The organism is Pseudomonas sp. C321 (assembly GCF_055407105.1).
In genome coordinates this window covers 65606-78778 of the sequence record NZ_JBUZRB010000005.1, presented here as the reverse complement: position 1 = coordinate 78778, position 13173 = coordinate 65606, and the positions used below count along the sequence as shown (strand labels likewise).

Below are 13173 nucleotides of genomic sequence, written 5' to 3'. Positions count from 1 at the left end.
GGCAGCGAGGGGGACGCCTAGTGCCTGCACGCGAAAAACCTGAGGGCACCGCGGTGATTCAGTAAGCCAGCGTCATCGTTAACGACCATCGCGAGCAAGCTCGCTCCTACAGTCAGTGGGCAGTAGATCCGCTCTTGCTTTTCACCACTCACGCCCCCCCATCAAGGCCGCTGCGGCTTCACCGAACTCCCAAACGTATTCCCCATCCGCACACGGGTAGCCGCCGGCGTAGACAACCCGATCTGGTTCGGAGCCCGCTTGTCTATGGACTTTTTCTGCGCTTCAAGGTTCTTCTGCGCCGCCTTGGCCGCGTCCGGGTTGTTGCCCATCTGCTGGCTCAGACACCCATAGTCAGGCGCTTTATAGCCGTCAATATTCACGTCGACGCAACCACTTGCAGCTTCCCCACCCAGGACCGTCGATGGCAAACCCGCGAACAACAGCAGCATCAGGAACAGTTTCATCAGTGCCTCCTGCCTGGCCCGAAAAAGCGGGCCATTGTGGTTGCAAAGTCTAGCCCAGCGCTTGCTGCGAAGCCGTGATGTTTTTTTTGCCATCACCGTAACATCAGGTTCATAAACTGGCCTCAGGATGACGGTTTTCGCAGGATACGTCAGCCGTGCAGCGATGCAGAGCAGATGGCGAACGGTGGGCCTGGAGGCACGCGTACTGTTGCCTGGCTTTGCTGTTGGGCTTGATGTTGTCGAACCCGGTGCGGGCTGATTCGTCGGCGTCGCCGTTGCTGCTTTTGGATCTGCCGGCACAGAACCTGGCCCAGGCACTGGAAGCTTTCAGTCGCTCAACTGGAATGGCGGTGCTGGTGGACCGTGAACTGACCCGCGGGCGGCGTTCGATTGGAGTACGCGGTCGTTACAGCGCGCAGCAGGCCCTGAGCTTGCTGCTGACAGGGAGTGGCTTGATGGCGCGTTACGCACGCAGCGATGCATTCACCCTGCAAGTGCCCGAAGTCAGCCAACCGCCCACGGCTCGTGGGGCCAAGGCGCGTGGCGTTGCGCGGATCAACAGCAGTTACGCGACAGCCTTGCAGCAGGCGATTGAAGCCAGCCTGTGCCGTTCACCGCTGACCCGCCCCGGCAGTTTTCGCGCGCTGGTGCAGCTCTGGGTCAATCGGGAGGGGCTGATCGAGCACAGCCGCCTGGTCAGTTCCACCGGCGATGAACAGCGCGATGAAGCGCTGGTACAAAGCCTGGCCAGCACCCGGGTGGAACGTCCGGCGCCCAGTTCGTTGCGCTTGCCGGTGACCTTACTGTTAATGCCCGACACCACAGGAAAACGCATGGAATGCACAGCACGGGAAGGAGCTCGGGGGGCATGAAAAATACCGGACACAGTCCGATGGTCAGTTTGTTCCTGGCGTCCTACGAGGACTTCAAGGTGCGCTTGCGCAAACGGCTGGGCTCGGAGGACCTGGCCAACGATGTCCTGCATGAAACCTACCTGCGGGTCGACCGCATGGAAGTGCCGCCGAACCTGCTGCAACCCAATGCCTACCTGTACCGCATCGCACTGAACATCGCCGCCGACCGGCGCGAGGCCGATGCCCGGCTGTTGACCGGCAGCGAAGTTGAAGAGCTGTTGCAAACCGTCGACGAAGCCCAGGACCCGTCCCGTGTCGTCGGCGGCCAGAAAGAAATCCAGTCCTTGCTCAAGGCCCTCTACGAACTGCCGGCGCGGCGGCGCAAGATCCTTATCGCCGCGCGCCTGGAGGAGGCGCCGCACCTGGAAATCTCCCAGCGTTTCGGCATTTCCACGCGCATGGTCGAAAAGGAAATCAAGGCCGCCCTCGGCCACTGCGCCTTGCGCCTTGAAAGAAAAGTGATTCAGCGGTTCGGTCCCGGCGCCGGAAAACCGTCTTAATGATTGAGTCCCTGATAAATCCGTGAGTACCTGCGCGCTTGAACATTTTTAGCCTCTCCACTGCCCGGGATACGCCAGACAGCCGACTGCGCAGCGAAGCCCGCGACTGGCTGGTGCTGCTGACCTCGGGCCAGGCCACCGTCGCCGATGCCAATGCCTTGCGCCTGTGGTGCGCCCAGAGCCCGGAGCATGCCCAGGCTTTCGAGCAGGCCAAGACGCTGTGGCACCAACTGGTACCTGCCGTCGAGCAACTGCAGCAACCCCGGCACTTCGGGCGCCGGGCGTTCCTGGGCGGGGCGATTGCCGCGTCGGCCGCGTTGTTTATGGTGCGGGCCACGATACCCGGAGGTTTTTCCGGACTGACGGCGGACTACCGCACCGAGGTCGGCGAACAGCGCCGGATCGAACTGCGGGACGGCATCCGCCTGGAACTCAACACCCAGACCCGCATCAGCCGCCGCGAAGGGGGCATCGAGTTGCTGGAGGGGGAGGTCGAAGTCCTGGCGAACGCGGTGCAACCGCTCAAGATCCAGGCAGGTAAAGGTTGGCTGAGCGCGGCCCAGGCGCGTTTCAATGTGCGCAATACCGACCACAGCGTCTGCGTGACCTGCATCGAGGGGTCGCTAACGGTAGCCGTGGGCGGGCGCAGTGTCCGCCTGGACAGCGGCCGCCAACTGACCTACGACGCCGCAGGACTGGGCGTGCCGCTGGCGGTGGACACCCAGGCGGTAATCGCCTGGCGCGAACAGGTCTTGGTATTCAACAACGCCACCCTCAATACCGTGATCGACGAGATCAACCGTTATCGTCCGGGAATGCTGGTGCTGCTCAACAGCGAGCTGGGCAAGCGCCGGGTGCAGGCACGGTTCAGCTTGCACCAGTTGGCGGGCGTGGCGTTGCTGATTCGCGATGCCTATGGGGCCACCTGCACGGAGTTGCCGGGTGGAGTGGTGTTGTTGAGTTAGCGGGGGCGCTTGACGTTCAGTTCAAAGGCCCCAAGACCTGGCGATAGTGCTCAATGCCTTGGGGTGTCTGGCGCTCCAGGCTGATCTCGACCCCCAGCGGATTCTCCTGGCGATTACCGCTCAATTGCCGCCACCCCTTGTCCGCATCCCACACCCGTAATTGCAGGTCGCTGACCTGGGTAAGCACCGCCACCGGGTCCTTTGGCGCGGGTAACGGATACCGATCGCGCGCGGGCGCTGCGGCGCGGTACAAGGTGTCGCCCTTGAGCCACCAGTGCACCCGTTGCAACCCGTCGCCGGGAACCGCTGAGCGGCGAATTACCTCCAGGCGAAAGCCCTTGCTGTCGGAGCTGCGCACGCTCAGTGCGGCCAGCGTGCCCGGTGGCGTAGGCTGATCTTCGGTCGCCGGTGGCGCCAGCTCCACACCGGCGCGCAGGCTGACGTCCAGTTGCAACTGGTTCAACGCACGAAGCAGGACTTCGGTCTGTTCGGTACTGGCCTGCAAGTGGGCGTCGGCACGGGTGACGCTGTCCAGGCCGCGCCAGGCAATCAGGCTGACCACTGCCATCAGCATGATCGCCACCATCACCTCGATCAGGGTAAAACCTTTCTGGTCATTGCTCATGGCCGGTTCACCACGCGCAGCAAGCCGGCCGCATTACGTTGCAGGCTGAGGCTGTGTTGCCCATCGGACAGTACAACCTGCAACGGCGGGTTGATCCATTCGGCGTCGAGCACCAGGGTTTGCCTCGGTTCGATGCGCACCTGCATCGGCGAACTGTCCCAGGGGCGCGGGCGCAGTTGCGGGTCGCGCTCGAATAATTCCAGGCTCAGGCCGTCGTCGCTGCGGCGGCTGAAGCGAAAGCCCTTGGCATCGGCCCGCCAGGTGATCGCCCGGCCGTCGGCGCGGGCTTCGGCCTGGGCCACTTGCAACACCTGGCTCAAGCGTTCGGCGTCCTTGCGCAACAGGTGCAGCGGGTCCGGTTTGATGCTCAGGCTGATGGCCGCGCTGGCGATGCCGATGATCACCAGTACCACCATCAGTTCTATCAAGGTGAAACCCTGCTGTTTCATGGGTGTGCTCTCTGGTGTTGAATCGATCCTGTGAAATAAAACCGTGAGAATTGCCCTGTAGCCTGTCGAGACGGACAAACAGGAGGTCCCGCCCATGGCATTCGTCGATCGCATTTCACCCGCCCAAGGTATCCAGGCACTGGCCTTGCTGGCGGCGCTGGCCGGGGTCGCCACCTGGACGCCGTTGCTGCTGACGTCCGCCGAGTCGCACACCCCGCAAGCCCCGCCCCAGGTGCTCGCCGCCCACAGTGACAACCCGGCCCTGCAATGGTTTTCCAACGTCCCGGCTGAGTTGCAGGTCAAGGTCTCTGGGGTACTGGCCGGGGCTCGTGGCGCGGTGGCGATCCTCAGCCTCAACGACGGCCCGCCCCGCAGCTTTCTGCTCGGTGAACGCCTCAGCCCCGGTGTGCGTCTTGCAGCCATCGAAGGCGATGGCGTGGTGATCGAGCGCGGCGGTGAAAAGGTCCGCGTGGCCCTCGACAAATTGCCCGTCGCGCCGGCCTTGCCGATTCTCACTCGACAGTAACCGGCTTCTTGAGTCGTTGCGGTCGCCCCAATAAAGTCTCCAGTCGGGCCAGGGGCGGCGCTTCACGGGCGGCGTCCAACACCTGCACGCTGACCTTGAACAACGGCCCATCGGGGCCTTTGCTGATGACTTGCTCGCAACGCAGTTTCAGTCGGCCCTGGTCGCATTCAAAGGTTTTGCGCCCCGGACTCAAGCGACCCTCCAGACGCAACTCGGTCAGGCGACTCTGGGCGGCCAGCAAGGCCATGGATTTGTCCCGCAGCAGGCCATTGCTCTGGGTCATCAGCCCGGCCACGCGCACGGCGGCCGCCATGGCCACGGCGATGATCGCCAGCGCCACCAGCACTTCAATCAGGGTAAAACCTTGCTCGTTGCGAGGGCCGCGCATGGCGTACTCAAAGCCTGGAAACAGGCCCGCAGACTAGCCCGTGGAGTTGACCGATTGGCGACCAAAGCTCCCGAGGATTTTCAATACGACTGACATGTGTTCTTGCAACACTGCGGGCCGAAATGCACTCAAGCCAAGGAATGTCGAGATGGATATCGCACACTTAAAATCCGCATCGCCAGGCCCTCGCGGCCAGCGTGGCTTCACCCTGATCGAGATCATGGTGGTGGTGGTGATCCTCGGGATTCTGGCGGCGATGGTAGTGCCCAAGGTGCTCGATCGCCCGGATCAGGCGCGAGCCACGGCCGCCAAACAGGACATCGGTGGGCTGATGCAGGCACTCAAACTCTATCGCCTGGACCACGGCACCTATCCGAACATGACCCAGGGCCTGAAGGTGTTGGTGGAGCGCCCGGCGGATGCGAAAAACAGCAACTGGCGCGCCTATCTTGAGCGCTTGCCCAACGACCCGTGGGGCCACCCTTACAACTACCTCAATCCGGGTGCCAACGGTGAAGTCGATATTTTCTCCCTGGGCGCCGATGGGCAACCGGACGGCGACGGCGTCAATGCCGATATCGGCTCCTGGCAGCTATAAGTCCCGTCATGAACAGGCATTTGCCCACAGCGGCGAAGCAGTGCGGCATGGCGATTATCAGCGCCTTATTGATCGCCGCCGTGGTGGCGGTGATCGCCGGCGCTATGTTGACCCGACAAACTGTCTTCACCCGCAGCCTGGAAGCCGAGCAACTGCGCGTCCAGGGTCAGTGGGCGTTACAGGGTGGGCTGGAAGTCAGTCGCCAGTTGCTATGGGAGGCGCGTCAGAAAGATGTGCTGACTCGACTCGACCAGCCCTGGGCGCGGCCGTTGGGGGGAGCCTTTGAGGGGCAACTGGAAGACGAACAGGGCAAGTTCAACCTGCGCAACCTGGTGGCCCATCAGCAGCCGGATGCCGCGCAACTGCAGAGCTTCGAGCGGCTGTGCCAGTTGATCGGCGTCGACCCCGCGGTGAGCCGGCGCATCAGCCAGCGGGTGATCGCTTCCTATGATCAACGGTTGGCGGCATCGTCATCGAGCACGGGTTTTAACAGCGGCCGTGACATCTCGCCTGGCGCAGTGAGCGACCTGCGGCCGGCCAAGCGTGCGATGTTGCGCAGCCTGGACGATCTGGCGGGCATCGAGGGCCTTGAGCCGCGCCTGCTTCGGCGTATGGCGGTGTATGTCAGCGTGCTGCCCGGCAACACTTGGGTCAACGGCAATACCGCCAGTGCCGAAGTGCTCAGCGCGGTTGTGCCGGGGCTGGGCTTGCCACGGGCACAGGCGCTGGTGGCCGAGCGTGACGGTGGCCGCTGGTTTATCAATCGTGGTGATTTCGTCAATCGCCTGCGCATGCCACAGGTGGCGGTGGACACGGTGCAGGTGGGGATTACCAGTGAGTGGTTTCGCCTGCACGGCCAGGCCCGCCGCGAACAGCGTCGGGTGACGATAGAGGCGCTGCTGTTCCGGCCTGAAGACCGCCAGCCCCAGATAATCTGGTCGCGGGTGGGCGCATGAGCCGCCTGCGTATTGCCTTGCCGCCGCTGGATCAACTGAGCGCCGAGAGCCCGGTGCAGTTCGCCTGGCTCGACCGCGCCGGGCAGGTCAGCCGCCAGGGCCAGAGTAGCCTGGCGCAGTTGGGGCTGGCTCATAAAACGGCGGCGGCCCAGTGCTTCCTGCATCCTCGGGACAGCCTGCTGACCAGCCTGGAGCTGCCGCAATTGCCAGCCGCCAAGGTGGCGGCGGCAGTGGCCTGCGCAGCCCAGGCGCTGATACTTGGCCCGGTGGAACAGATACACGTCGCCCACGGCCCACGGGAGAGCAATGGCCTGGTGCAGGTGGGCTGGTTGCCCAAGGCCCACCTGGAGCAGTTGAGCCAGGTAATGAACCAAGTACAACTGAAAGTACGCGGCCTGTACCCGGCGCCCTATGCCTTGCCGGTACCGGCTGCGGGACAACTGACAGCGGCGTTTGCCTACGGCCAGTTGCTGTTGCGCCACAGCCTGCAGCAGGGCGCGGTGCATCCCCTCGGGCAGCAGGCGCTGGATGATCTGCTGGGCAGCGGTGTCGACCTGAGCCGTATCAGTGAAGACGCGCCGCAACGCTGGAGCGGCGCAACCCCGAGCTGGGGCTTGCACGGTCGGCTCAAACGGGCCAACGGAACGGCCGGCTGGGGCAGGGCGCTGGGTTTTACGGCGGTGGCCGTGGCGATCTGGACCCTGGGCTTGAACCTGTACGCGGCGCGTCAAGTGGACGCGGGTCAACAGCTCAAGGCGCGGATGAGTCAGCAGGTGCGCCAGGCTTTTCCCGAGCTACCGGTGATCCTCAACCCGTTGCAACAGGCCCGCCAGCAATTGGCTGCCCGTCAGAACGGCAGCGACCCAGGCCAGCGTTTTAACAGCCTGTTGCAACTGGCCGGCAGCAGCATGCCGTTCATGGTTGCCAGCGTCGATTCCCTGGTCTTCGAGCAAGGCCGCCTGCACCTGAACCTGCTCGCCGACAGCCGCAACCCTGGCGCCGAAGGTGACTGGCAAGCGGTGCTGGCCAAGGCCGGTTTCACTGCCCGTCGCGATGACCATGGCTGGACCCTGGGTCCGCTCGCTGAGCCGACTACTCCCGAAACCGGCACGGGAGGCGACGATGAGTAATCCCCTGATTGCCCGCTGGCAGCACCTGCGCAGCCAGAGCGAAGTGTTCTGGAACGGCCTGGCCCTGCGGGAAAAACGCCTGCTCGGCGGGGCCGCTCTGGTGCTCTCGGGGCTGTTGATCTGGCTGATGTTGATTCAGCCGCCGCTGAAGAAGATTGATTACTGGCAAGCCGAAACCCCCAGGCTGCGAGCTCAAGCCGAGACCTTGCAAGTGCTGTTGCAGGGCCTCGCCCCAGCGCCTGGCGCCGGGCAGGATCTGGATTTGGCCTTGCGCCAGGCCCTCGATAGCGCTGGGCTCCAGGGCCGTTATCAATTGGAAAACACTGCCCCTGGCAGTTGGCGCCTGACCTTTCAAGACGCCCCGGCGGATACCGTGGTGGGTTGGTTGCTGGGCAGTATCCGGTCATTTTCCCTGGAAGTGTCCGAGGCGCGCTTGCAACGTGCAGGCGACGCCACCGAAAACCCGTCCGGCACGTTGTCCGGGACCGTTCGCATGGATCAGGCGCTTGGCGCTAAGGAAGCTTCATGAAGTGGTCAGTCCCCAATTCGGCGCCTTATCGCAAGGTCGCGCCCTTGTTGTTGCTGGCGCTGAGTGCGTGCAGCAACACCCAATCGCCTACTCCGCCACCGTTACTGGTGGACAGCGAACTCGGCCAGCCGCTGGCTGACACCCGGCGCAGCGGCGATGCACTGCTGGACCGCCAGCGCGAGCCGGCACAGCGGCCCCGCGTGCAACACCCGGTGACCAACAGTGCCCGTAGCCATGCCGCCGCGCCTGCCAAAGGCCGCAACCCCTTGGGCGATCAGCCGGTGCAACTGAACTTTGTCGACGCCGATATCCAGGCGGTGGTGCGTGCCTTGTCCCGTGCCACTGGCCAGCAGTTTCTGGTGGACCCTCGGGTCAAGGGCAACCTGACCCTGGTCAGCGAAGGCCAGGTGCCGGCGCACCAGGCCTACGACATGCTCCTGGCGGCATTGCGCATGCAAGGCTTCAGCGTGGTGGACGTCGGCGGCGTCGCCCAGGTGGTGCCCGAAGCCGATGCCAAGCTGTTGGGCGGGCCGATCTACAACGCCAGCAACCCAGGCGGCAACGGCATGCAGACGCGCACCTTTCGCCTGCAATACGAAAACGCGGTGAACCTGATCCCGGTGCTGCGGCCGATCGTTTCACCCAACAACCCGATCAACGCCTACCCCGGCAACAACAGCATCGTCATCACCGACTACGCAGAAAACCTGGCGCGGGTGGCGCAGATCATCGATGGCATCGACACCCCGAGCGCCATCGACACTGACGTGGTGGCGGTGCAAAACGGCATTGCCGTGGACATTGCGGCGATGGTCTCGCAGCTTTTGGAAACCCAGGGCAGCGACCAGACCCAGAAGATCAACGTGATCGGCGACCCGCGCTCCAACTCGATCATCATCCGCGCCGGTAGCCCAGAACGTACTGAACTGGCGCGCAACCTGATCTACAAACTGGACAACGCCCAGAGCAACCCCAGCAATATGCACGTGGTGTACCTGCGCAACGCCCAGGCGGGGAAGTTGGCGCAGTCCCTGCGCGGTTTGCTCACTGGTGAGAGTGAGAGCGGCACCAGCGATAACGCCCGTTCTAAGTTGAGCACCATGGGCGGCTCGGGCCAGAACGGCCAAGGCAGCACCCAGAACAGCAGCGGCACGCCCACCGGCAGTGGCGTTCAATCCGCCAATGTTGGTTACGGCCAGGATGCCGGTTCCACCAGCAGCGCCAGCCATTCGCCCAGCGATCAGAGCACTGCCTTCAGCGCTGGCGGCGTGACGATCCAGGCGGACGCCACCACCAACACCTTGCTGATCTCTGCGCCCGAACCGCTGTACCGCAACCTGCGGGAAGTCATCGATATGCTTGATCAGCGCCGCGCCCAGGTGGTGATTGAAAGCCTGATCGTCGAAGTCGGTGAGGACGACGCCAGTGAGTTCGGTGTGCAGTGGCAGGCCGGGAATCTGGGGGGCAAGGGTGGTTTTGGCGGGGTCAACCTCGGCGGTAGTGGGCTTAACGGTACGCCCGACAGCAAGACCAGCATCGACGTATTGCCCAAGGGTTTGAACATCGGGCTGGTGGACGGCACGGTGGATATTCCGGGGATCGGCAAGGTGCTGGATCTCAAGGTGTTGGCCAGGGCGTTGAAGAGCAAGGGCGGCACCAACGTGTTGTCGACGCCCAATCTGTTGACCCTGGATAACGAGGCGGCGAGCATTTTTGTCGGGCAGACGATTCCGTTTGTCACGGGCAGTTATGTGACGGGAGGTGGTGGCACCAGTAACAATCCGTTCCAGACGGTGCAGCGCGAAGAGGTGGGGCTCAAGCTCAATGTGCGGCCGCAGATTTCCGAGGGCGGCACGGTGAAACTGGATATTTACCAGGAGGTCAGCAGCGTGGATGCGCGGGCTTCGCTGGCGGCAGGGACGGTGACCAACAAGCGGGCGATTGATACCAGTATTTTGCTCGATGACGGGCAGATCATGGTGCTGGGTGGGTTGCTGCAGGATGGCTATAGCCAGAGTAATGATGCGGTGCCTTGGTTGTCGGATATTCCGGGGTTGGGGGCGTTGTTTCGTAATGAGAAACGCAGTGTGACGAAGACCAATTTGATGGTGTTTTTGCGGCCTTACATTATTCGCGACAGTGGGGCGGGGCGCAGTATTACGCTCAATCGCTATGAGTTTATGCGCAGGGCTCAGGGTGAGTTGCAGCCAGAGCGTAGTTGGGCGATGCCGGATGTGCAGGCGCCGCAGTTGCCTTCGGTGCACAAGGCGATTCCTGAGCTGGGGCAGGGGCCTCGGGCGGTGATTCGGGCGGTGCCGGTTCAGGGGGGCGCGCGGCCATGAGCCTGCTTCCCTACGTCTGGGCCAAATCCCAACGCATCCTCCTCCACCCAGGTGAAGAAGGCCCCACCCTGACCATCTGCCCCTCAACCCCGGGCTGGTCCATCGGCGAAGTCCACCGCCAGTTTGGCCAAGCCCGTCTGGAGCAGGTCCGCGACGACCAACTCGACGGCCTCCTGGCCAGCGCCTACGCCGACACCGGCAGCGCCGCCGCCGTGGTCGGCGCCGCCGAAAACGAAGTCGACCTCGACCGCCTCATGCAAGACATCCCCGAAATCACCGACCTGCTCGACACCCAGGACGGCGCCCCGGTGATTCGCATGATCAACGCCTTGCTGACCCAGGCCGCTCGCGACGAAGCCAGCGACATCCACATCGAACCCTACGAAAGCCATTCCGTGGTGCGTTACCGCGTCGACGGCACCCTGCGTGATGTGGTGTCGCCACGCAAGGCGCTGCACGGCGCGCTGGTGTCGCGTATCAAGATCATGGCCCAACTCGACATTGCTGAAAAGCGCTTGCCCCAGGACGGTCGCATCGCCCTGCGCGTTGCCGGGCGGCCCATTGATATTCGCGTGTCCACCGTACCCACCGGCCACGGCGAGCGGGTGGTGATGCGCTTGCTGGACAAACAGGCCGGGCGCCTGCAGCTGGAAACCCTCGGCATGGCCCCGCAATTGCTGGCCCACCTCGACACGCTGATCCGCCAGCCCCACGGTATCGTACTGGTCACCGGGCCGACTGGCAGCGGCAAGACCACCAGCCTCTATGCGGCCCTGGCGCGGCTGGACGCCAGCACCAGCAATATCCTCACTGTCGAAGACCCGGTGGAATACGACCTGCCAGGCATCAGCCAGATCCAGGTCAATGCCAAGATCGACATGACCTTCGCCCTGGCCCTGCGGGCGATTCTGCGCCAGGACCCGGACATCATCATGATCGGCGAGATCCGCGACCTGGAGACTGCACAAATCGCTGTGCAGGCCTCGCTGACCGGGCACCTGGTGCTCGCGACCCTGCACACCAACGATGCGGTGTCAGCGGTGAATCGCTTGATCGATATGGGCGTTGAACCGTTCCTGCTGGCTTCATCCTTGCTCGGCGTACTGGCCCAGCGGTTGGTGCGGCGGCTGTGTCAGCACTGCAAGCAAGAAGATCCGTCGGCACCCGGCACATGGCGCCCTGTGGGTTGTGCTCACTGCAACCAGATTGGCTACAGCGGCCGTACTGGCATCCATGAATTATTCTGCATCGACGATGACCTGCGCGGCCTGATCCACCAAGGCGCTGGCGAGCAGGAGCTGCGCGCCGCCGCACGCTGCGCCGGGATGTTGAGCATGCGCGAAGACGGCGAGCGCTGGGTGCGCAGCGGCGCCACTGCGGCCGAAGAAATCCTGCGTGTAACCCGGGACGCCTGATGAACCGATACCGATACGAAGCCGCCGACGCCACCGGCAAGCTGGAGTCTGGGCACCTGGAAGCCGACAGCCAGAGCGCGGCCTTTGCCAACCTGCGCAGCCGTGGCCTGACCGCCTTGCTGGTGCAGGTCGAGGGCAACCAGAGTGCCGCCGCCGGCAGCAGTCTGTTCACCGCCAAACTCTCGGATAACGACCTGGCCTGGGCCACTCGTCAGTTGGCCAGCTTGCTCGGTGCGAGCCTGCCGTTGGAAGCGGCCCTCAGTGCGACGGTGGAGCAGGCCGAGCGCAAGCACATCGCCCAGACCCTCAGCGCAGTGCGCGCCGATGTGCGCAGTGGTATGCGTCTGGCCGATGCGCTGGCGGCGCGGCCCCGGGACTTTCCGTCGATCTACCGTGCGCTGATCGCGGCAGGGGAGGAGTCTGGCGACCTGGCCCAGGTCATGGAGCGCCTGGCCGACTACATCGAAGAGCGCAACAACCTGCGGGGCAAGATTCTCACTGCATTTATCTATCCGGGCGTGGTGGGGCTGGTGTCCATCGGCATCGTGATTTTCCTGCTCAGTTATGTGGTGCCGCAGGTGGTCAGCGCGTTTTCCCAGGCGCGCCAGGACCTGCCGGGGCTGACCTTGGCGATGCTCAATGCCAGTGACTTTATTCGCGCCTGGGGCTGGCTGTGTTTTGTCGGTCTGGTGGGAGGCTTCTGGAGCTGGCGCCTGTACCTGCGTAACCCCGTGGCGCGCTTGAACTGGCACAGTCGCGTCCTGCGCCTGCCGCTGATCGGGCGCTTTGTGCTGGGGCTTAACACCGCACGGTTTGCCTCGACACTGGCGATCCTCGGTGGCGCCGGTGTGCCGCTGTTGCGGGCGTTGGAAGCGGCGCGCCAGACCCTGTCCAACGACCGCTTGAGCCTGTGCGTCACAGACGCCACCGCCAAGGTTCGCGAAGGCGTCAACCTGGCCACTGCGCTGGCAGTGGAGAAGGTGTTCCCGCCGGTGCTGATCCACTTGATTGCCAGCGGTGAGAAAACAGGGTCCTTGCCGCCGATGCTGGAGCGTGCCGCGCAAACCCTGTCGCGGGATATTGAACGGCGGGCCATGGGCATGACGGCCTTGCTTGAACCGCTGATGATCGTGGTGATGGGGGCGGTGGTGCTGGTGATCGTCATGGCGGTGCTGTTGCCCATCATCGAGATCAACCAATTGGTCACATAGCCGTTGTCGAGCCACAGCGAGGCTGCGTCGGCCGCACTACCACCCTCAAGCCCTCGATACCGAGTACCCAACCTCGGGTTCCTCATTCTGTCATCTGCCTACCCCTCGACACGGCCCGCGCTGCCTCCAGCCCAGGGCCGAAAAACCCTCTTGAAACCTCG

The 13173-nt window shown here is 63.8% G+C and carries 15 protein-coding genes; 11 read left to right on the top strand and 4 right to left on the bottom strand.

Going from position 1 to position 13173, the window contains the following annotated elements:
* Positions 1 to 161: 161 nt before the first annotated feature.
* The gene (locus tag ACZRJ6_RS16075; protein ID WP_463969600.1) at positions 162 to 449 is read right to left on the bottom strand and encodes a hypothetical protein; all 288 of its coding nucleotides are present in this window, start codon (positions 447 to 449) and stop codon (positions 162 to 164) included.
* Between the two features lie 248 nt (positions 450 to 697).
* Between ACZRJ6_RS16075 and ACZRJ6_RS16070 the strand changes: the two genes are divergently transcribed.
* The 3 genes from ACZRJ6_RS16070 to ACZRJ6_RS16060 are packed head-to-tail and all read left to right on the top strand — an operon-like array spanning position 698 to position 2843.
* Positions 698 to 1336, top strand: coding sequence for a secretin and TonB N-terminal domain-containing protein (locus tag ACZRJ6_RS16070; RefSeq protein ID WP_463969557.1), 639 nt, complete (start codon positions 698 to 700; stop codon positions 1334 to 1336).
* Positions 1333 to 1878, top strand: coding sequence for an RNA polymerase sigma factor (locus tag ACZRJ6_RS16065; RefSeq protein ID WP_463969558.1), 546 nt, complete (start codon positions 1333 to 1335; stop codon positions 1876 to 1878). The genes ACZRJ6_RS16070 and ACZRJ6_RS16065 overlap by 4 nt, the downstream gene beginning before the upstream one ends.
* Before the next feature lie 38 nt (positions 1879 to 1916).
* Entirely contained in the window at positions 1917 to 2843 is a 927-nt protein-coding gene (locus tag ACZRJ6_RS16060; RefSeq protein WP_463969559.1) for a FecR family protein, read from the top strand.
* 16 nt (positions 2844 to 2859) lie between these two features.
* Here ACZRJ6_RS16060 and ACZRJ6_RS16055 read toward each other — a convergent pair whose 3' ends face one another.
* Complete coding sequence (locus ACZRJ6_RS16055) at positions 2860 to 3468, bottom strand: type II secretion system protein GspJ (RefSeq protein ID WP_463969560.1); 609 nt, start codon at positions 3466 to 3468, stop codon at positions 2860 to 2862.
* Positions 3465 to 3917: a type II secretion system minor pseudopilin GspH gene (gene gspH, locus ACZRJ6_RS16050; protein ID WP_463969561.1), complete on the bottom strand. Its 453-nt coding sequence runs from the start codon at positions 3915 to 3917 to the stop codon at positions 3465 to 3467. The genes ACZRJ6_RS16055 and gspH overlap by 4 nt, the downstream gene beginning before the upstream one ends.
* A 94-nt stretch (positions 3918 to 4011) precedes the next feature.
* On the opposite strand from gspH, the gene ACZRJ6_RS16045 reads away from it, so the two are divergent.
* Positions 4012 to 4443 (top strand): type II secretion system protein N, encoded by a 432-nt coding sequence (locus tag ACZRJ6_RS16045; RefSeq protein WP_463969562.1) that lies wholly within the window; start codon positions 4012 to 4014, stop codon positions 4441 to 4443.
* Here the strand turns inward: ACZRJ6_RS16045 and gspI are convergent.
* A complete protein-coding gene (gene gspI / locus ACZRJ6_RS16040; protein ID WP_463969563.1) occupies positions 4430 to 4831 on the bottom strand; it encodes a type II secretion system minor pseudopilin GspI in 402 nt (133 codons plus the stop codon). The two genes, ACZRJ6_RS16045 and gspI, sit on opposite strands and share 14 nt — an antisense overlap.
* 148 nt (positions 4832 to 4979) lie before the next feature.
* On the opposite strand from gspI, the gene gspG reads away from it, so the two are divergent.
* From gspG to gspF, 7 genes are read left to right on the top strand one after another with little or no spacing between them, the layout of a single operon-like run.
* Complete coding sequence (gspG, locus tag ACZRJ6_RS16035; protein WP_463969564.1) at positions 4980 to 5429, top strand: type II secretion system major pseudopilin GspG; 450 nt, start codon at positions 4980 to 4982, stop codon at positions 5427 to 5429.
* 8 nt (positions 5430 to 5437) lie between these two features.
* Positions 5438 to 6385 carry a type II secretion system minor pseudopilin GspK gene (gspK, locus tag ACZRJ6_RS16030; RefSeq protein WP_463969565.1) on the top strand — a complete coding sequence of 316 codons (948 nt, stop codon included), beginning with the start codon at positions 5438 to 5440 and terminating at the stop codon, positions 6383 to 6385.
* Positions 6382 to 7515, top strand: coding sequence for a type II secretion system protein GspL (gspL, locus tag ACZRJ6_RS16025; RefSeq protein WP_463969566.1), 1134 nt, complete (start codon positions 6382 to 6384; stop codon positions 7513 to 7515). Before gspK ends, gspL begins: the two co-directional genes overlap by 4 nt.
* Positions 7508 to 8044, top strand: a complete 537-nt coding sequence (gspM, locus tag ACZRJ6_RS16020) for a type II secretion system protein GspM (protein ID WP_463969567.1) — start codon at positions 7508 to 7510, stop codon at positions 8042 to 8044. Before gspL ends, gspM begins: the two co-directional genes overlap by 8 nt.
* Positions 8041 to 10386, top strand: coding sequence for a type II secretion system secretin GspD (gene gspD / locus ACZRJ6_RS16015; RefSeq protein ID WP_463969568.1), 2346 nt, complete (start codon positions 8041 to 8043; stop codon positions 10384 to 10386). Before gspM ends, gspD begins: the two co-directional genes overlap by 4 nt.
* The gene (gene gspE, locus ACZRJ6_RS16010; RefSeq protein WP_463969569.1) at positions 10383 to 11801 is read left to right on the top strand and encodes a type II secretion system ATPase GspE; all 1419 of its coding nucleotides are present in this window, start codon (positions 10383 to 10385) and stop codon (positions 11799 to 11801) included. Before gspD ends, gspE begins: the two co-directional genes overlap by 4 nt.
* The gene (gene gspF, locus ACZRJ6_RS16005) at positions 11801 to 13012 is read left to right on the top strand and encodes a type II secretion system inner membrane protein GspF (RefSeq protein WP_463969570.1); all 1212 of its coding nucleotides are present in this window, start codon (positions 11801 to 11803) and stop codon (positions 13010 to 13012) included. The genes gspE and gspF overlap by 1 nt, the downstream gene beginning before the upstream one ends.
* Positions 13013 to 13173 lie beyond the last annotated feature (161 nt).